The organism is Vibrio sp. ED004 (assembly GCF_023206395.1).
Classification (GTDB): domain Bacteria; phylum Pseudomonadota; class Gammaproteobacteria; order Enterobacterales; family Vibrionaceae; genus Vibrio.
The window spans coordinates 413,713-432,415 of record NZ_CP066149.1; the positions used below are offsets into that span (position 1 = coordinate 413,713).

18 protein-coding genes and 1 riboswitch are annotated in these 18,703 nt (G+C 43.3%); of the genes, 10 read left to right on the forward strand and 8 right to left on the reverse strand.

Annotated elements, in window-relative coordinates:
• Positions 1-76 precede the first annotated feature (76 nt).
• A complete protein-coding gene (cmoM, locus tag ITG10_RS01730) occupies positions 77-862 on the reverse strand; it encodes a tRNA uridine 5-oxyacetic acid(34) methyltransferase CmoM (RefSeq protein ID WP_017631173.1) in 786 nt (261 codons plus the stop codon).
• Between the two features lie 115 nt (positions 863-977).
• Here cmoM and elyC point away from each other — a divergent pair, with 115 nt between their 5' ends.
• Complete coding sequence (gene elyC / locus ITG10_RS01735) at positions 978-1,826, forward strand: envelope biogenesis factor ElyC (protein WP_017631174.1); 849 nt, start codon at positions 978-980, stop codon at positions 1,824-1,826.
• 201 nt (positions 1,827-2,027) lie between these two features.
• Here elyC and torR read toward each other — a convergent pair whose 3' ends face one another.
• A complete protein-coding gene (gene torR / locus ITG10_RS01740) occupies positions 2,028-2,741 on the reverse strand; it encodes a two-component system response regulator TorR (protein ID WP_017631175.1) in 714 nt (237 codons plus the stop codon).
• 286 nt (positions 2,742-3,027) lie between these two features.
• Between torR and torD the strand changes: the two genes are divergently transcribed.
• The 5 genes from torD to ITG10_RS01765 all read left to right on the forward strand — a co-directional run bounded on the left by torD (position 3,028) and on the right by ITG10_RS01765 (position 7,162).
• Positions 3,028-3,675: a molecular chaperone TorD gene (torD, locus tag ITG10_RS01745; RefSeq protein WP_017631176.1), complete on the forward strand. Its 648-nt coding sequence runs from the start codon at positions 3,028-3,030 to the stop codon at positions 3,673-3,675.
• A gap of 314 nt (positions 3,676-3,989) precedes the next feature.
• Entirely contained in the window at positions 3,990-4,994 is a 1,005-nt protein-coding gene (purR, locus tag ITG10_RS01750) for an HTH-type transcriptional repressor PurR (protein ID WP_176680140.1), read from the forward strand.
• Between the two features lie 170 nt (positions 4,995-5,164).
• Positions 5,165-5,250, forward strand: a riboswitch (cyclic di-GMP riboswitch).
• A gap of 127 nt (positions 5,251-5,377) precedes the next feature.
• Entirely contained in the window at positions 5,378-5,968 is a 591-nt protein-coding gene (locus tag ITG10_RS01755) for a TfoX/Sxy family DNA transformation protein (protein WP_176680141.1), read from the forward strand.
• A 132-nt stretch (positions 5,969-6,100) separates the two neighbouring features.
• On the forward strand, positions 6,101-6,781 hold the full coding sequence (locus ITG10_RS01760; RefSeq protein WP_017630853.1) for a TVP38/TMEM64 family protein: 681 nt from the start codon (positions 6,101-6,103) through the stop codon (positions 6,779-6,781).
• Positions 6,782-6,844: 63 nt separating this feature from the next.
• Complete coding sequence (locus ITG10_RS01765) at positions 6,845-7,162, forward strand: DUF2007 domain-containing protein (RefSeq protein WP_017111051.1); 318 nt, start codon at positions 6,845-6,847, stop codon at positions 7,160-7,162.
• A 124-nt stretch (positions 7,163-7,286) separates the two neighbouring features.
• Here the strand turns inward: ITG10_RS01765 and ITG10_RS01770 are convergent, their stop codons facing one another.
• The 4 genes from ITG10_RS01770 to topA all read right to left on the reverse strand — a co-directional run bounded on the left by ITG10_RS01770 (position 7,287) and on the right by topA (position 14,199).
• Entirely contained in the window at positions 7,287-8,084 is a 798-nt protein-coding gene (locus ITG10_RS01770) for an alpha/beta fold hydrolase (RefSeq protein WP_017630854.1), read from the reverse strand.
• Between the two features lie 285 nt (positions 8,085-8,369).
• Positions 8,370-9,824, reverse strand: a complete 1,455-nt coding sequence (glgA, locus tag ITG10_RS01775; RefSeq protein ID WP_248386651.1) for a glycogen synthase GlgA — start codon at positions 9,822-9,824, stop codon at positions 8,370-8,372.
• Positions 9,814-11,043 (reverse strand): glucose-1-phosphate adenylyltransferase, encoded by a 1,230-nt coding sequence (gene glgC / locus ITG10_RS01780; protein WP_128644363.1) that lies wholly within the window; start codon positions 11,041-11,043, stop codon positions 9,814-9,816. Before glgC ends, glgA begins: the two co-directional genes overlap by 11 nt.
• Positions 11,044-11,568: 525 nt before the next feature.
• Entirely contained in the window at positions 11,569-14,199 is a 2,631-nt protein-coding gene (topA, locus tag ITG10_RS01785; RefSeq protein ID WP_239848776.1) for a type I DNA topoisomerase, read from the reverse strand.
• A gap of 439 nt (positions 14,200-14,638) precedes the next feature.
• Here topA and ITG10_RS01790 point away from each other — a divergent pair, with 439 nt between their 5' ends.
• Entirely contained in the window at positions 14,639-14,884 is a 246-nt protein-coding gene (locus ITG10_RS01790) for a YciN family protein (RefSeq protein WP_017630857.1), read from the forward strand.
• 59 nt (positions 14,885-14,943) lie between these two features.
• Here the strand turns inward: ITG10_RS01790 and aroA are convergent, their stop codons facing one another.
• Both aroA and ITG10_RS01800 read right to left on the reverse strand, forming a co-directional pair.
• A complete protein-coding gene (aroA, locus tag ITG10_RS01795; protein ID WP_017630858.1) occupies positions 14,944-16,224 on the reverse strand; it encodes a 3-phosphoshikimate 1-carboxyvinyltransferase in 1,281 nt (426 codons plus the stop codon).
• 162 nt (positions 16,225-16,386) lie between these two features.
• The gene (locus ITG10_RS01800) at positions 16,387-16,842 is read right to left on the reverse strand and encodes a glycine zipper 2TM domain-containing protein (protein ID WP_017630859.1); all 456 of its coding nucleotides are present in this window, start codon (positions 16,840-16,842) and stop codon (positions 16,387-16,389) included.
• A gap of 53 nt (positions 16,843-16,895) precedes the next feature.
• On the opposite strand from ITG10_RS01800, the gene aat reads away from it, so the two are divergent.
• From aat to infA, 3 genes are all read left to right on the forward strand, one after another.
• On the forward strand, positions 16,896-17,606 hold the full coding sequence (gene aat, locus ITG10_RS01805) for a leucyl/phenylalanyl-tRNA--protein transferase (RefSeq protein WP_017630860.1): 711 nt from the start codon (positions 16,896-16,898) through the stop codon (positions 17,604-17,606).
• A complete protein-coding gene (locus tag ITG10_RS01810) occupies positions 17,606-18,304 on the forward strand; it encodes an arginyltransferase (protein WP_017630861.1) in 699 nt (232 codons plus the stop codon). The genes aat and ITG10_RS01810 overlap by 1 nt, the downstream gene beginning before the upstream one ends.
• Before the next feature lie 81 nt (positions 18,305-18,385).
• Positions 18,386-18,604: a translation initiation factor IF-1 gene (gene infA, locus ITG10_RS01815; RefSeq protein WP_001040192.1), complete on the forward strand. Its 219-nt coding sequence runs from the start codon at positions 18,386-18,388 to the stop codon at positions 18,602-18,604.
• Positions 18,605-18,703: the final 99 nt, after the last annotated feature.

Below are 18,703 nucleotides of genomic sequence, written 5' to 3' on the forward strand. Positions count from 1 at the left end.
GCCTATTTCTTTATGACGCGGGCTTCTTACGATTGCATAGCGCATGTTGTGGCTTCTTTTACCACATTCACCGCTGTTATTGCGCAGGTTTTTGAGCCCAAACGTGAATATAACGGCCTAGCGACAGATATGGCTCTTGGCGACATAGCTGTTTTTCTAGTTCCAATACATCTTCAAATTGGTAATCGCCCATGTACTCCATATTACCTATGTAGTCACTAAAAGAGCGAATGCCTGATTTACCACAGATTTCTAGACCAGCGTCTTCTATCCATTGATAAACCTCTTCTGGCTTCAAGCCTTTTTGTGGTTGCAGCTTAAACCGTTTTCGATGTGGCATCCCATTCAATACATGAGGAATGTTGCCACAAATCACATTTTTCAGGACTAATCCGTGGTGGTTGTAAAACATTATCGAGGCAACGCCACCCGGTTTGACTTGTTCAAGCAATAAATCAAGCGCCTCTCTCGGGTCAGCCAGCCATTCCATTACGGCATGAAACATCACAACATCGACTTTCTCATCGAGATGTTCTGACACTTTTTGCACTGGAGAATGGATAAATCGATACTGATCTAACAAACCCGCTTCGTTGATACTTTCTTCGGCAAGCTTAAGCATCTCAGAAGAGAGATCGCACAAAGAAACCTTATGTCCAAGCGCGGCGATTTTCTGCGACATCTGTGCAAGACCACCTCCGGCATCAAGCACATGCAACGGTGTGTCTGAATGCTCAAATTTGCTCAAAGCTTGTTCTAAATCTTCCCATACGATGATCTGACGGATCTCTCCTTTGTCAGAGCCGTAAATATTTTTTGCAAATTTGTGGGCAATATCGTCGAAATTACGGTCTTCAGTCACGGCTACTTGAGTTATTATGTCCTATCGTGCCTGCTATTCTGTCACAGGAATTTCAGGAATAAAGAGGCGATGTCTCTTTTTACTACTAAGTGATGTTTTTTCGGACTATTCGGATATGTTTGAGCTGAAAAAAGTAGTGTCTTCACTATTGATGCCACTGCCAGCAATGTTAATTCTCGCTTTTCTGGGCTTAGCCCTAGTGATGTTTACTACCAAAAGGAAGACTGGTTGCCTAATTACCCTTTCAGCCCTCTGTGGTATTTTCCTAATCGCTTTCCAGCCAGTTTCTAGCCAACTTTTAATGCCAATGGAAAGGCAACACACCGCTTTTTTACCTGTCGACGACACCGTCGATTACGTGATGGTGCTTGGAAGTGGTCATGTCGTTGACGACCAAATCCCACCAACATCAGAACTTAGCCGCACTGGTTTGATGCGTTTGAGTGAAGGGATTCGTATTCTACGTCTTTACCCTGGTGCCAAGCTTATCTTGTCAGGCTACGGCGCGGGCACTGAAGTGAGTAACGCAAGAATGATGGCTAAGGTTGCCCTAGCCCTTGGCGTTGCAAAACCCGATATCATTTTGCTTGAGACAGCAAAAGACACTTGGGAAGAAGCTCGCCAAGCTGCCGCGTTTGTTAAAAACAAAAAGATGGTATTGGTGACATCTGCGAGCCACATGACTCGTGCGCTGAATGAATTCCACGCTGCTGGCATGAAACCATTACCAGCACCAACCAACTACCTTGCACAAGAAGGTATTGTTGAGCCTTGGAATAAGTACATGCCTAAAGCGATCTATCTAGAACAGACAGAGCGTTACTGGCACGAGACCATGGGATTGGTTTGGCAAAGCCTGCGTGACTGGCTAGACACCAGTAACGATCTTTCGGAGGAGCCAATTGTTGTTCCTGAGCCTTCGAGCTTGATTGAGGAAGACGGTGAAGTTTCTGCAGCGCAGTAGACTCAACCTGATGCTTCTCTCTGCTTATGTTTAACTCAGCCTATTATTTCAATCGGCTTATTGGCAGGCAGAATCGTAAAACAACTAGTAGGCTGTCAGTTCGATAACGACAACAACTAAGCAATAAAAAAGCCGAGACATCAATGATATCTCGGCTTTTTCGTTCATATGTCGTTGCTAACTAGAAGTTCACGCAGAACATTAGTCACCAGCAAACATGTAACCTTCACCGTGAACCGTCACAAAGATTTGTGGGTTCTTAGGGTCGAATTCCATTTTGGCACGCATACGACGAATCAGTACATCGATCGTACGGTCATTCGGTGCGTCCACTCGGTGACTGATCATATTCAGAATACGTTCGCGACTTAATACTTGGTTAGGGTAAGAAGACAAAGCCACCAACAATTCATATTCAGCTTTAGTCAGCTTCACTGGCTCGCCGTTTTTGCTTAGCGCACGACGAGGGATATCAAATGTCCACTCACCGAAACGAACCACAGACTCGTCTGATGTTTCTTCTACTGCGCCTGCTGCCGTTTTACGAGCGGCAGAAATACGCCAAAGTAGGTTTTTAACTCGAACCAATAACTCGCGAAGTTCGAAAGGTTTAGTAACGTAATCGTCCGCGCCCATTTCAAGGCCAACGATTTTGTCGATGCTATCCGTGCGTCCAGTAACTAAAATAATTCCAATGTCTGATTGACTGCGTAATTCGCGAGTTAGCATCAATCCATCTTCGCCTGGTAAGTTGATGTCCAGCATAATGAGGTCAACGTTGTTTTCATCTAACACGTTTCTCATTTGAGCGCCGCTTTCTGCTTCGCTCACTGTGTAACCTTCGTTCTGGAAATATCCAACCAGTTTACTGCGGGTTACCACATCATCTTCTACGACTAATACGTGATAGCTCATCTACACCACTTTTCTTATTTAATAGTTTCAGTAACTATTCTATTCATAACTAGTAACAATTCTAGTGTTACAGAAGATAAAAGCCAGAAAGATGAATCTTTTTTGATACAAGACAATCTTAAACCTTGCTATTTATCGCCCATCGCAATTCAATATAGGCATTACTACTAACGAGTAACTTTGCGTTTCGCAAATAACCTTGTTATTCAGCCTTGGTGTTTATATCCCAAATCACTTGACGATATTGAGTATACAAACGCCGCAAGACTAAATCAGGATCCAAGAAATGAAAGATACGAAAGCGTTCAACGAGCAAAGAGCAGAAATCTACTGGTGGCTATCAAGCTTATTCGCCAAAGAGCTCACTCAAGAAGAACTCGATCACTACCACTCTGTTGAGATTCGTTCTTTCCTAACTGGTTTAGGTGAAAATGAAACACTAAAGCCAGCGATTGATAGCTTAGTTGACGCACTAAACCGTCTTCAAATACGTGAAGATGCTCAACTGGAACTGTCTGCTGACTTTTGTGACCTTTTCTTAAAGACAGATAAACATGGTGCCCTTCCATACGCTTCTATGTACATCGGTGAGACTGGCCTATTAAACGATAAGCCTGCAAAAGAGATGGAAGAGATCATGGCTAAACACAATTTAGTGGTTAACCAAGACCTGAAAGAGCCAGCAGACCACATTGCTATCGAACTCGACTTCCTTGGTAACTTGATCATTCGTTCTAACGAAACAGATCTTGAAGAAGAGCTAGAGAAGTCTTTTGCTGTTCAACAGCATTTTATCGAGCAACAACTCCTAACTTGGGTACCAAAATTCAACGTTAAATGTCATGACGTTGATGAATTCGGTTTCTACGCTTCAGTCTCATCTCTGCTACTCGCATTCTGTCAGTTGGACACTCAATATTTAGCTGGTGAATAGCTTATTGGGCGACTAAGTAAATAAATTCAGTAGAATGTGACAATTCACCCGGATTTCTGGGTGAATTTTATTGCGAGTAATTTCTAGTCAGTCTAAAATTGTGACCGCAAACGATAAAATATGAAACATTCACGAAATGCTATGCTTATTAAAGTTCAGAGCATTTCGGTGTTAAGACAAGCCGCTCATAGCGGTTTTTTGTTTTTTAGCACTTTAGTACCCAAAGAGCCCTACAAATTTAAGCTCTTAGTTAGGTAGCTTAACGGCTACTTCATTCCGTACTTTGGGAAAGTAGCTTCTAATAGGATAAAACCATGGCCACTATAAAAGATGTCGCTCGCTTAGCCGGCGTATCAACAACAACCGTTTCTCACGTAATCAACAAAACACGTTTTGTTGCAGAAGCGACTCAAGAAAAAGTAAACAAAGCCGTAGATGAACTGAACTATGCACCAAGCGCGGTTGCTCGTAGTTTGAAGTGCAATACAACACGCACTATCGGCATGCTTGTTACTCAATCAACCAACCTATTCTTCTCTGAAGTTATCGATGGTGTTGAGAGTTACTGCTACCGTCAAGGTTACACTTTGATTCTGTGTAACACGGGTGGTATCTATGAGAAGCAACGTGACTACATTCGAATGCTTGCAGAGAAACGTGTAGATGGCATCTTAGTTATGTGTTCAGACCTAACTGAAGAACTAAGAGAGATGTTAGATCGTCACGCTGACATCCCTAAAGTGATTATGGACTGGGGCCCAGAGAGTTCTCAAGCTGACAAGATCATCGATAACTCTGAAGAAGGTGGCTACCTAGCAACCAAATACCTTATTGAGCGCGGTCACTCTAAGATTGCTTGTTTAAGTGGCCACTTAGACAAAGCGGCCTGTGTAGAACGTATCGCAGGTTACAAACGCGCACTCAACGAAGCTAAGATTACTGCTGATGACAACATGATCATTGAAGGTAACTTCGAGTGTGATACTGCTGTTCTTGCTGCAGAGCAAATCGTAGAAATGAAAGATCGCCCAACAGCGGTATTCTGTTTCAACGATACAATGGCGCTGGGCTTAATGAGCCGACTGCAAGAAAAAGGCATCCGTATCCCTGAAGATATCTCAGTGATCGGTTACGACAACATCGAACTGGCTGAGTACTTCTCTCCACCGTTAACAACGGTTCACCAACCTAAACGTCGTGTTGGTAAAAATGCATTCGAGATTTTATTAGAACGTATAAAAGACAAAGATCACGAGAAACGAGTCTTCGAAATGCACCCTGAGATTGTTGAACGAAGTACAGTTAAAACGTTAAATTAATTGATAAAACGAGTTTTATTTCATTAAGCGCACCTTTGGGTGCGCTTTTTTTATCAACAACTATAATGAACCTATATGCACAACAGAAAGATCATTAATTGAAGCAATATCACATTTTGAAATAACAAGTGTGAGCCTCATTCAACAAAAACTTTATTCTATTCAATCAGTCACGCACAGGGCAAACCACTTGAAAAAGTGGGACGCAAAGCTTCCGGCCTAAACCACTCGTTGGTATGGTAGCGGGGTTACCGATGGCAAAATGCAGTAACTACTGACAATTTAGTAATTTACAGCCTATTGACAATTTAATTGCAACATTTTGCTAATCTCTCGGACCTGCTTATTTGGTGGCGTAGTTCAAATACACCGAGATAAATAACATGGATAAACCGATACTAAAGGACTCAATGAAGTTATTTGAGCCCCTAGGAAAAATTAAGTCACGCTCAATGTTTGGTGGATTCGGTCTTTTTGCTGATGACACTATGTTTGCTCTGGTTGTTAATGACCAGTTGCATATACGGGCAGACAAATGCACAACGAAGCAATTCGAACAACAAGGGTTTCAACCGTACGTCTACAAAAAACGTGGTTTCCCTGTCGTTACTAAATATTTCGCTTTACCTGAAGGCCTGTGGCAAGACCAAGAGAAGATCTTGGAACTCGCAACGACGTCTCTGGGTTTCGCTAAAGAAGAAAAAGCTGAACAGTCTTCTGCTAAGCCAACTCGACTCAAAGATCTGCCGAATCTTCGACTCGCTACTGAGCGTATGTTGAAAAAAGCAGGAATCGATTCCGTTGAACGTTTATATGAATCTGGCTCTGTAAACGCCTTTAACGCCATCAAGGAATCGCATGCGTCCTCTGTCAGTATTGAATTACTGTGGGCGCTAGAAGGTGCGATCAATGGAACACATTGGTCTGTTATACCGCAGCAGCGTCGTGAAGAGCTTATCAATCGCGTCAATTAACTTTGTCAGTTCAAACTATCTATATAACTAAGCCGCATTTCTGCGGCTTTTTTTATATCTGCTGAAAGTTAATCTATGCTTTGCCTGTCTATCTATACTAATGGTATGCATTGAAAATTAGAGGAAGTATCAATGAGTAAGAAAATGATATTGGGTATTGTGTTAGTCGTAACCATCATCTTGTTAGGCGTCAATTTTGGCCAGTACCTAACGCTTGAAAACGCCAAGGCCCAACAAGCCGTTTTGAATGACTACATTGACAGCAACTTTATTGCCGCCGCTGCTATCTATTTTATCGCGTACGTAATGATCACTGCTTTCTCAATTCCTGGCGCTGCAGTCGTCACGCTCTTAGGGGCAGCACTGTTTGGCTTCTGGAACAGTTTACTGCTGGTATCTTTCGCAAGCGCTATTGGTGCGACCCTCGCCTTCCTGAGTAGCCGTTACCTGTTACGTGATTGGATCCAAACCAAATTTGGTGACAAATTAGCGACAATTAACAAGGGCGTAGAAAAAGACGGGGCATTTTACTTATTCTCGCTTCGCCTGATTCCTGTATTCCCATTTTTCCTTATCAATCTACTGATGGGGTTAACCCCAATGTCAGTTTCTCGTTACTACATTACGAGCCAAATAGGCATGCTACCTGGTACGGCTGTTTTCTTGAATGCTGGTACTCAACTCGCAGAAATTGATTCACTTTCAGGTATCGTTTCACCTTCAGTACTACTATCGTTTGCATTGTTGGGTGTATTCCCAATTATTGCCAAATGGTTGATGAGCAAGTTTCGCTCAACACCTGTCGCTGACTAACGTGTATAGCTGAATAACGTATATAGTTGACTAACACCTAAAGCCGAATGAGGTTCTATCTCAATGAAAATCTTCAGTGCATCGAATCCAACAGAAGCCCATATCATCTGTGGATTGTTAGAAAGTGAGAATATTGCGTGTGAAGTCCGTGGTGAAGGTTTGTTTGGTTTAAAAGGGGAGATCCCATTTACCGAAGAAACTGACCCTTACGTATGGCTATATGAGCCAGAATTAGCCAGTAAAGCTCGCACTATTGTCAATGACTACCAAAAACAACAAGATTCGATCATCTATGAAGAGTGGCGTTGTGGTGAGTGTCATGAAGTCAATGAAGCTCAATTCGGTTCTTGTTGGCAATGTGGCGCAGCCTCTCCTGAATAATATCTCACGACGACAACCTGAGATTTAGTCAGATACCTCCTTCAAATAAAACGGGAAGCTAAGTTAGCTTCCCGTTTTATTTGAATTCAATTTGATACTCGGCTCAGAGAATGAACCTAAAAGATCACTGGATTTGCTTTTGGATAAACTCGATAGAATGTTGATTGAATTCTTCAGGGTTTTCAACATTACACACGTGACCGCAGTTTGCGATTTCAACTAGTTCACTCGACTCATGCGCCTCAACCATTTCTTTAACGGGCTTGATGAACATGTAATCACGTTCTCCCATCAAGTAGAGAGTCGGGATTGGTAGCTCCCTATCTTTGAAATACTTCATCAGAGGGTTTACGTCAGCCGTCAGGATGAACCAGCGTTTAAACTCTTTTTGACATAGCTTTTTGGCTTCGCGGATAAACAAGTGGCGCGATTCTTTCTGGCTTTTCTGCGGCATCACAATGTAAGCAAACAGGCTATAAAGCCACATGTAAGGAATGATGTGCTTACTCAGGTTACCGAGTTTGACCAATACTTGCGAACGAGTGTTGAGTTTGGTTACCGCCCCACCAAGTACCATTGAGCGAACACGACCTGCTGCGAGCTCTGCAACGTTGCGAACGATAATCGTCCCAAGAGACATGCCCACAAAGTGTGCTGAACGGATTTTGAGGTGATCTAACACTTTAAGAATATCGAGCGTGACCGATTTGAACGTATAGCGATTCGAAATCAGCTCTTTAAGTATGTTGTCTGATTTACCATGTCCTCTCAGATCAATGAGAAGCAAGTTGAAGTGCTGCTTATACGCTTTGATCTGCTTAAACCAGATAGAGGAGCTGCCTCCTGCGCCATGCACAAATACAACCCACTCATCGCTCGTAGGGTGAGTAAATGTTTTATGAAATAATAAACTCTCAGACATACCTATCGCTTTAATTATTAAAATGGAGCTATGCCTCATCACGAGGCGATGACTAAGGATATCACGCAATTAAGAACTTTAAGTGATAATAGTGTCAAACCTGTCATTAGTCATGTGAATACCAACCTCACCTTTTCTACCTGACTAAAATGAGTTTGCAAGCTTTGTCTTTATAAACGTGATGTGATCTGACCAGAAAACAAAAAGGCACCCTATTATTAGAGCGCCTCTTTCATTAAAAACAATTGCCGTACATCCGCTAATTTTAGAAGCTAAAACAGAGCGCTAAAATGCAGAGTGATACATCGCAAGATACTCTTTTGCGGCATCTTCCCAACTAAAATCTTGCTGCATCGCATAAAGCTGAACACGCTTAATTTCAGATGGGTTTTGTGCATAAAGCAGTAATGAACGATGCAGTACAGCCAATAACGCTTGCGGCGTCGGCTCTTCAAAAGCAAATCCAGTTGCTACCTCAGGATCCTGATCGTAATCATTCACACTGTCTTTTAAACCACCCACAGAACGAACAATCGGTAAAGTACCGTAAGCCATACTGTAGATCTGGTTTAAACCACAAGGTTCGAATTCGGAAGGCATCAAGAAGAAATCGGAGCCCGCTTCAACCAAGTGTGCTAGCTCGTTGTTGTATGCTTCTACGAACGAGAACTTGTCTGAGTGAAGTGCCGATAGCTCTTTTAGCTGACTCGCCAACACTGGATCGCCTGTACCTACAATCACGATCTGAAGATCGTTCTTCAAAAACTGCTCAATGATAGGCAATAAGTAATGCACGCCTTTTTGATTTGTCAGGCGACAAACCATGCCATACACAGCGCAATCGATGACTGGCAGGCCAACATCTTGTTGCAGTTTTTGCTTACAAGCTGACTTTCCGCGAACCATGCTGTGCTTAGTTGCTTTGTATTTACGAGGCAAGAAAGCATCTGTCTCAGGGTTCCAAGCGCCGTAATCGCAACCATTCAGAATACCGACTAAATCAGAAGACCTGTGTTGAAACTCTGCCGCCATACCATGGCTGCCAAGCTCAGTTTTGAGCTCTTCTGCATAGGTTGGGCTTACTGCATTCACTTTGTCTGCACACATCACACCGGCTTTTAGCATGGTGACATGAGTATCACTTACCGAAGCTTCTGGAACATTGTAGCTGTGCATCTCAGGAAGAGACTGCAACTCACCGTAAGAGAACACACCTTTGAAAACCGCATTGTGAATTGAGATAACACTGCGTGTATTTTCAAAGAAGTCGTGTTGTTGGTAACGCGATTTAAGCAAGAAAGGAACAAAGCCAGTATGCCAGTCGTTCGCGTGAATGATATCAGGTTGGAACCCAAGCTTCGGAAGCATATCAAGGCATGCTGCACTGAAGAACGAGAAGCGCTCTCCATTATCAGCGTAAGCTTGGTTATTTTCTGCGTACATTTCTGGACGGTCAAAATACTTGGCACATTCAATACCAAAGACTTGAACACCTTCTACATTCAGTTTTTTTACTTGATAAGCGGTATGAGGCCAATGGTCGAGCTCAGTCGCTAAGATAACTTCTGCTGAATCAATGTTTGGAATGTTGCGGTAAGCGGGGATGGTCACTCGAACGTCCTGTTCGAGTGTTTGTAACGCTTTCGGCAGTGCCTTGGCTACATCAGCCAAGCCACCACTTTTAATCAAGCCTTCAACTTCAGACGCTACAAAAAGTACCGAGAGAGTCTTAGTAACCAACTCGTGCTCCTTTAGGAATAACTACTACACCATCGTCAGAGACGTGGTAATGCTTTTTATCTTCTTTCAGGTTTACGCCGATCTGCGTGCCAGGTGCGATGTCTGCATCTTTATCAACGATAACACGACGAAGTACACAACCCTCGCCCACTTTCACATCGCCCAATAAGATACTTTCGCTAATATCACACGCTGATGCGATATTGCTGCGGAAACCCAGTACACACTTCTCAATACGAGAACCGCGTACGTAACTACCGTTACACACTAAGCTGTCGATGATCTGAACACGGCCATTTGCCGAATCAGTAAACGTCGCAGGTGGTAATGGCGGGTAATAAGTATGTAGTGGCCACTTGCGGTTGTATAGAGAGAATGGCGCATCTTTTTCAAGAAGGTCCATGTGAGCTTGCCAGTACGCGTCAATCGTACCTACATCGCGCCAGTAAACTTCTTCTTTCTCACCAGTAATACGGTTGGTGCTGAAGTCGTAAACAAACACATCACCGCGTGGAACCATGTTTGGAATGATGTCTTTGCCGAAGTCGTGCGTCGAATCTTCTTTATCTGCATCTTCAACAAGCTCAGCGAAAAGCTCGTTTGCTTCAAATACGTAGTTACCCATAGAAACAAGCGCAGATTCTGGGTCACCCGGAATTGACTTAGGGTTAGCTGGTTTTTCTTCAAAACCAATCATACGACCTTCCGCATCCACTTCGATAACACCAAACTCTGATGCTTCAGCAAGCGGCATACGCAGTGCAGAAACAGTTAGCGCAGCTTTCTTTTCTTTGTGGAAATCAAGCATCTGCTTAATGTCCATTTTGTAAATATGATCTGAACCAAAAATACAAACTTGATCTGGTTCTTCCAACTGCATGAAGCGAAGGTTTTGATAGATGGCATCTGCAGTACCTTCATACCAACGCTTACCCGTACGCATTTGCGCAGGAATTGGGTCGATAAAACGGTCTGTTATGCCACTGATATTCCAACCTTTTTTCATGTGATGGAACAGGGATTGTGACTTGAATTGTGTTAATACATAGATCTTCATAAGATCAGCATTAACGAAGTTGTTCAAAGCGAAATCAATTAAGCGGTAGCTACCACCGAAAGGAACCGAGGGTTTGCTGCGAGATTCAGTTAAAGGTCTTAAGCGAGAGCCTTCACCACCAGCAAGAATCATTCCCAATACACCAGCCATTTTATTCTCCATATATTTATAGCTTGTCGATGTCAGTGCTCGTAGAGGTATCTTCCTCTGGGGGATGAGCACCAACACTTATTTCGGTACTTAGCGAATATCCATTCACATACAGTGACAGTATCCTAAGCCAAACGTTGTTGTCCGTGCACTATTCTTTGCACTTGGTTTTATATACGTTATCGACTTTCCTGCCGATTTCAATTTTTAATACGCCATTCTGTGCTACGTAAGCTGATTGCTTTCCTAAGACTTAAAGCAGCTCACATTACACCGTCTGAGCGAAACATTACATTAACACCCGACATACATCAGGTATACAACTAAACACTGATCTGTGACTTACAATATTTTAATTAAGTTACATTCTCGTTAAAGTTGCATAAGAAGATTTGATTAATTGTCATCATTTATTTTACGGCGTGAATTTAATAAATTCTCGCAGATGAAACACCAACTCAACAAGTTGCATAATTAGTCATATTGAGATCAAAAAAAAGCAGCCAGTGGCTGCTTTTTTAATCGATTAATCTTCAGTTACTTTTCTTTGGGCTTTTTACGTTTATCCGTAACTTCCCATTTACCGTCGATATACAGAGCGGTCCAACCAGATGGTTTTCCATCGACTTCAGTACGAACGTAGTTTTCTTTTGTCTTACGACTAAAACGAACCACTGCCGGCTTACCATCAGGATCAGCAACGGGTGCTGACGTCAGGTACTGGAACTTAGGTGAAATACGGTCTTTAAAACGAACCAGCTCTTCCACTAATGGTGCACGTGTTTCACGTGATTTAGGGAAATTGCTCGCCGCCATAAACAGACCAGAAGCACCGTCACGAAGCACGAAGTACGCGTCTGAGTTTTCACATGGAAGTTCAGGGAAGTGCACTGGGTCTTCTTTTGGTGGCGCAACTTCGCCATTCTTGAGAATCTTACGAGTGTTCTTACAATCGTCATTGGTACAATCCATGTACTTACCGAAACGACCGTTCTTTAGAACCATATCAGAGCCACACTTGTCACACTCAACAAGCGGACCATCATAGCCTTTCACTTTGAACTCGCCGTGCTCAACCACATAACCTTCACAGTTAGGGTTGTTACCACATACGTGCATCTTACGCTTATCATCAATCAGATAAGCATCCATTGCCGTCTCACAGATAGGACAACGTTTCTTAGCTCGAAGTGCTGCTGTTTCAACGTCTTCTTCAAGCACATTGATAATGCCTTCTTCGTCACCAAGGTTGATTGTTGTCTTACAACGCTCTTTTGGTGGAAGCGCATAGCCAGAGCAGCCTAAGAATACGCCTGTCGAAGCAGTACGGATACCCATCTTACGACCACAAGTCGGACACTCGATATCAGTTTCTACGATGTGGTTTGGCTTCATGCCACCCGCATCTTCATCAAGATCCGCTTTTTCCAAATCGCCAGTGAAATCTTCAAAGAAGTTATCGAGCACGCCTTTCCAACTAGCTTCGCCTTCAGCAATTTGGTCTAACTTCTGCTCCATACGAGCAGTAAAGTCATAGTTCATTAGGTCATTGAAACTGCCATCTAGACGGTCAGTAACAATTTCACCCATCTTCTCAGCATAGAAACGGCGTTGTTCAACTTTCACATAACCACGATCTTGAATCGTCGAGATGATCGATGCATAAGTTGAAGGACGGCCAATACCACGCTTCTCAAGCTCTTTAACAAGCGCCGCTTCAGTGAAACGAGCTGGTGGCTTAGTGAAGTGCTGTTTAGGGTCTAGAGCAATCAGATCAAGCTTATCGCCAATCTGCACTGCTGGAAGAATCGTGTCTTCGTTTTTACCCATTGGGCGTTGAACGCGAGTCCAACCATCAAACTTAAGAATACGACCTTTCGCTTTTAGCGTGTATTCGTCAGCCTTAACGCTCACTGTTGTTGAATCGTATTGCGCAGGTGTCATTTGACAAGCAACAAATTGATTCCAAATCAGCGAGTAAAGCTTGTGTGCGTCTGCGTCTACGCCGTTTAGATCTTCCGACTTAACATCTACACTTGAAGGACGAATCGCTTCGTGGGCCTCTTGAGCGCCCTCTTTGCTGCCGTATGCCAGTGCTTTCGGTGGAAGATATTGAGCACCAAACTCAGAACCAATGTATTCACGAGCAGCTTCTACCGCTTCTGAACTCAAGTTGGTCGAGTCAGTACGCATATAAGTAATGTAACCAGCTTCATACAGGCGTTGAGCCAGCATCATGGTTTTCTTTACGCCGTAACCAAGACGCGTACTCGCCGCTTGTTGCAGCGTCGATGTAATGTAAGGTGCAGACGGCTTACTCTTGGTTGGGCGGTCTTCACGTTTACATACTTCGTATTGCGCTTTTTCTAAAACACTAACTGCAGCTTGAGTTTGCGCTTCATTTTCAGGTTTAAACGCAACACCGTCTTTCTGTGCAACTTGCAGTCTGAAGTCGGTTTTTTCTGCTGTTTTAGTATCAGCATGCACATCCCAAAACTCTTCAGGGATAAAGGCATTGATCTCGCGCTCACGCTCTACCAATAGTTTTACAGCTACTGATTGAACACGGCCAGCGGATAGGCCTCGTGCTACTTTCTTCCAAAGCAGAGGTGACACCATAAAGCCAACAACACGGTCCATAAAACGTCGTGCTTGCTGTGCGTTTACGCCATCAATATTTAGCTCACCTGGAGTTTCGAAAGCTTGTTGAATAGCATTCTTAGTGATTTCGTTAAAAACCACTCGCTTGTATCGCGTTTCATCGCCACCGATGATCTCACGAAGGTGCCATGCGATAGCTTCTCCTTCGCGGTCCAAATCGGTTGCGAGATAAACATGGTCTGCGTTCTCAGCCAGTTTTTGCAATTCAGCAACGACTTTTTCTTTACCAGGTAGTACTTGGTAGTTCGCTTCCCACTCTTTATACGGGTTGATACCCATTTTTTTGATAAGAGCTTTGCGATCTTTTTCTTTCTTGATACGAGCTTTTTCTTCCGGGCTCATACCCTTTGTTGAAACTGCAGCAGCCTTTTTACCAGTACTTTGACCAGCCGTTGGTAAATCACGTACGTGACCTACACTCGACTTAACGACAAAGTCTTTGCCAAGGTATTTATTGATAGTTTTAGCCTTGGCCGGCGACTCCACTATAACGAGCGATTTACCCATATTGACTCTAACGTCCTTAATCACGATGCTTCAGCACCAACAATTTAACTTGTGGGCTTTTACGCATGATATTCTAAATTCATTGCTTCTTTTTTTACTATTGTGCGAGATTACTAGAAGATCAACCGCTTTTTTCAAAATTGGATCTGATCGCTCGACAATTCGACGACTCATAGATAAAAGGGGCACAATATAAAGAAGCTATAAAGTACTCATTAAGAATACTTGCAAGAGCCTATTCATCAGGCATTACGTCTAAACGGGCTCATACTAAGCTTGTCCGCGAATCTAACGCGAGCCCCATTCAATTATTTTTGCCGTAAATCACAAAATAAATTGTGGATATCCGAAAAGACTCTCTTAATCGGTTGTGAAATCATTGAATTTCTAGTTCGACACCATAAACTCAACGTTATATTCAGTTATCAGAGATAAACTCATGACAAAGAAAGTAATAGCAGAATTTGATTTACTGCTTATCGCAAACCAAATTATCCAATCACATGATGACTACATTGAAGGCATGCGCACAAACAGCGTAGTAGAGAAAGACGATGTACTCATCTTCAAAGGTGAATACTTCCTAGACAGCAATGGAATGCCGACAGAGAATACAACCGCAGTGTTTAACATGTTTAAATACTTAGCGCACCATCTTTCGAAAGAGTTTACGCTTCAGCAATAATTAAAAAGCTTGCCATTTAGGCAAGCTTTTTTACTTCCTGAACCTTTATACTTCGTATCTTATTGACTCAGCATTTTCAGCTTGTCGAAGTAATCAGGGAATGTTTTTGACGTACAACCAGGATCATTAATGGTCACAGGCGTGTCACTCAAAGCAACTAGAGAGAAACACATCGCCATGCGGTGGTCATCATAGGTATCAATCGCCGCGTGTGTCAGTTCAGCAACCGGGTTAACGATGATGTAATCTTCACCCTCTTCAACCTCAGCACCGACTTTACGTAGTTCGGTTGCCATCGCAGCCAAACGGTCAGTCTCTTTCACACGCCAGTTATAGACGTTACGGATAGCCGTTGTGCCTTTCGCAAACAAAGCCGTTGTCGCGATAGTCATTGCCGCATCAGGAATATGGTTATAGTCCATATCAATGCCTTTCAGCTCACCACAACGAGAGATAACGTAGTCATCACCCCATTCGATTTCAGCGCCCATTTTTTCAAGGGCATCAGCGAATTGGATATCACCTTGGATACTGTTTTTACCAATACCCGTCACCTTGATCTCGCCGCCTTTAATCGCTGCCGCCGCAAGGAAGTAAGATGCTGATGATGCATCGCCTTCCACTAAGAAATCACCCGGAGCTGTGTAAGATTGACCAGTCGGGATCACGAACTCTTGGTAGTCATTATTGATCACGTCCACGCCAAATTGTTTCATAATGTGTAGCGTGATATCGATGTAAGGTTTAGAAACCAATTCACCTTCAATTTTGATGGTCACTTCGCCGTCAGCTAACGGTGCTGCCATCAAAAATGCCGTCAAAAACTGGCTAGAGATAGAACCGTCGATTGAAACCGTCCCACTCTTAAGGCCAGTACCTGTGATCTTCAGTGGTGGGTAGTTTTCGTTTTCTAGATATTCGACTTCAGCGCCGGCTTCTCGTAGTGCCGTTACTAAGTGGCCAATCGGGCGCTCTTTCATGCGAGGCTCGCCTGTCAGAACGTATTCACCACGGCCTAAACACAGTGCTGCAGCAAGCGGGCGCATCGCCGTACCTGCGTTACCTAAGAAAAGTTCAAGGGCTTTATCGCTTGAGAATGCACCACCAACACCCGTTACTTCACAAACAGTTTTGTCAGCAGACAGCTGATAGTTAACACCTAGTTGAGTCAACGCATTCAACATATGACGAATGTCATCACTATCTAGCAAGTTTGTTAGGCGAGTCGTTCCAGTTGAAAGTGCAGCCAAAAGAAGTGCACGGTTAGAAACACTTTTTGAGCCAGGTAGGTTAACTTCCCCACTCACTTTTTGAATTGGTTGTAACGTAAGGCTTTCCATTAAATCTTATAGTCCTTGTACCACCCGAAGTCACTGGCGCGTATTTATTTTCGGGTGATGAATAATTCTTCGTACTTGCAGACTAACGAACTTTTCCGACGAACTCCAGAGCTAATCCCCCTTATAAAGGTGATTAATTAGCCAATCAATCGTCTTTGCATACTAGTACGCTAGATCAACACGTACGCCATCGGAAAAATACAGAATTCGCACATCGTCGCCTCGGTTAAACAACATCGAGTTATCGACATCTTGGATGATATTAACCAGCTTGTTGTCTTTGGTTTTAACCAATAACTCGACAAGTTTGTACTCGATTTTATATTGTGTATTGCCTCGATTTCGAGCAATCCCTGCACCAGCCACGGCACCAACAGCCGTCGCTACTTCTTTGCCGGTACCACCACCAAACTGGTTACCGATCAAACCGCCGATCGCAGCGCCCAATAAGGTTTCCCAACCATTCGCTTTCGATTCAACGATCTCTTGTTGAGTGATGTATCTAACCGTATCGATCTCACCATAAACAACTTCGTTCACTGGTCGAGCTTCGTTTCTGTTGTAAGCTGCATTTGCCAACATGGGCAAAACAAGTAAAATCCAAAGCAACTTCTTCATGGTAAAACTCCTAAAGACCTCTTGGTCAGTGATTAATCTGTAACGCGGTACTTATGACTATATACCTAACCGAACTTGATACTACTAGTATAGAGTTTCCTTCGCCCTTCGACGCGCTTGATGAACCCAACGGTCTGCTCGCCTTTGGTGGTGACTTGTCACCAATGCGAATTTTAAATGCTTATAGCCAAGGTATATTTCCATGGTATGGCCCAGGTGAGCCTATACTTTGGTGGAGCCCAACACCGCGAGCGGTATTTAATCCTAAGACATTCGAACCGTCAAAAAGTCTTAAAAAGTTTCAAAGAAAACACAATTATCGTGTCAGCATAAACCAAGCGACTGACAAAGTGATTGGCTACTGCTCGTCACTAAGGCCCGAAGAAGAAACGTGGCTGAACAATGACATGCAGTCAGCCTATTGTGAACTCGCTTCATTAGGATTCTGTCATTCCGTTGAAGTGTGGCAAGACGATGAGCTGATCGGCGGGCTTTATGGCTTACAAAGAGGCCAAGTCTTTTGCGGTGAATCTATGTTTAGCTTGAAGACCAATGCCTCTAAAATTGCGCTATGGTACTTTTGTAAACACTTTACCCGATTCGGTGGCAAGCTCATCGATTGCCAAGTTATGAACCCTCACTTGGAATCCTTAGGCGCTATCGAGGTCGAGAGAGACGAATTTCTGAGCTCTCTACAGTTACTCAAAGAAACGCCCGTTGACGATGCATGCTTTGAAAGCCAATGGCTAGAGGAAACGCCTTAATGAATCCAGATTTACAACAAATCAGAATTGGATTAACAGACAATCATGCTTGCAGCTACTTGCCTCACCTCGAAGAAAGAGTGGCAGTCACGCTTGATGAACACATGCACACCTCAGATAACTATGAAGTTCTACTTGCCAACGGGTTTCGTCGTAGCGGTTCAACGATCTATAAGCCACATTGCGATAATTGCTCAGCGTGCCAAGCCATTCGTCTTTCTATTCCAGAAGTTAAGTTTTCTAAGAGCCAACGACGCGTCCTCAACAAGGCAAAATCACTTCGTTGGGAATTGAAAGACACGATGGATGACAACTGGTTTGATTTATATAGCCGCTATATTACCGCTCGTCATCGTTCGGGAACCATGTATCCACCAAAGAAAGAAGAGTTTCTACAATTCTCACAAAATGAGTGGCTTACAACAAAGTTCATGCATATCTATGACGAGAACAAGTTAATCGGAATTGCGGTGACCGATGTTATGGCTCATAGCACCAGCGCGTTTTATACCTTCTTCGATCCTGATATCGATATATCCATAGGAACACTTGGCGTTCTATTCCAGATCCAACATGCCCAGAAAGAGCGAAAACAGTGGTTATATTTGGGTTATCAAATCGATGAATGCCCTGCGATGAACTATAAAGTACGATTTCAACGTCATCAAAGGCTAGTAAATCAGCGGTGGCAAGGGTAGAATACGCGACAACTTTACATATTTTGATTTTAACGGCACAATCAAGCCGTTGAAAACCGCCAAATTTCGAAAGAGGATTAGATGGCTAAAGAAGACGTAATCGAGATGCAAGGCACTGTCCTTGATACTCTACCAAACACAATGTTCCGTGTTGAGCTTGAAAACGGTCACGTAGTGACAGCACACATCTCTGGTAAAATGCGTAAGAACTACATCCGTATTCTTACTGGTGATAAAGTAACTGTTGAGATGACTCCATACGACCTTTCTAAAGGCCGCATCGTCTTCCGTGCTCGTTAATTATTAATTAGCGAATACAATAAGAAGCGGAGCTTAAGGCTCCGTTTTTTATCGCCTGAACATTGCCCCTTTAGCAAAACCTACCTCGTAGCATCTCGC

What these genes read in the sequence shown, in the direction of transcription:
- ITG10_RS01810 (WP_017630861.1), top strand. Translation starts at nt 17,606, where the DNA reads ATGAATCCAGATTTACAACAAATCAGAATTGGATTAACAGACAATCAT.
- torD (WP_017631176.1), top strand. Translation starts at nt 3,028, where the DNA reads ATGAAAGATACGAAAGCGTTCAACGAGCAAAGAGCAGAAATCTACTGG.
- aroA (WP_017630858.1), bottom strand. Translation starts at nt 16,224, where the DNA reads ATGGAAAGCCTTACGTTACAACCAATTCAAAAAGTGAGTGGGGAAGTT.
- ITG10_RS01800 (WP_017630859.1), bottom strand. Translation starts at nt 16,842, where the DNA reads ATGAAGAAGTTGCTTTGGATTTTACTTGTTTTGCCCATGTTGGCAAAT.
- ITG10_RS01770 (WP_017630854.1), bottom strand. Translation starts at nt 8,084, where the DNA reads ATGTCTGAGAGTTTATTATTTCATAAAACATTTACTCACCCTACGAGC.
- ITG10_RS01760 (WP_017630853.1), top strand. Translation starts at nt 6,101, where the DNA reads ATGAGTAAGAAAATGATATTGGGTATTGTGTTAGTCGTAACCATCATC.
- ITG10_RS01755 (WP_176680141.1), top strand. Translation starts at nt 5,378, where the DNA reads ATGGATAAACCGATACTAAAGGACTCAATGAAGTTATTTGAGCCCCTA.
- glgC (WP_128644363.1), bottom strand. Translation starts at nt 11,043, where the DNA reads ATGGAGAATAAAATGGCTGGTGTATTGGGAATGATTCTTGCTGGTGGT.
- torR (WP_017631175.1), bottom strand. Translation starts at nt 2,741, where the DNA reads ATGAGCTATCACGTATTAGTCGTAGAAGATGATGTGGTAACCCGCAGT.
- purR (WP_176680140.1), top strand. Translation starts at nt 3,990, where the DNA reads ATGGCCACTATAAAAGATGTCGCTCGCTTAGCCGGCGTATCAACAACA.
- ITG10_RS01765 (WP_017111051.1), top strand. Translation starts at nt 6,845, where the DNA reads ATGAAAATCTTCAGTGCATCGAATCCAACAGAAGCCCATATCATCTGT.
- elyC (WP_017631174.1), top strand. Translation starts at nt 978, where the DNA reads ATGTTTGAGCTGAAAAAAGTAGTGTCTTCACTATTGATGCCACTGCCA.
- aat (WP_017630860.1), top strand. Translation starts at nt 16,896, where the DNA reads ATGACTATATACCTAACCGAACTTGATACTACTAGTATAGAGTTTCCT.
- topA (WP_239848776.1), bottom strand. Translation starts at nt 14,199, where the DNA reads ATGGGTAAATCGCTCGTTATAGTGGAGTCGCCGGCCAAGGCTAAAACT.
- infA (WP_001040192.1), top strand. Translation starts at nt 18,386, where the DNA reads ATGGCTAAAGAAGACGTAATCGAGATGCAAGGCACTGTCCTTGATACT.
- ITG10_RS01790 (WP_017630857.1), top strand. Translation starts at nt 14,639, where the DNA reads ATGACAAAGAAAGTAATAGCAGAATTTGATTTACTGCTTATCGCAAAC.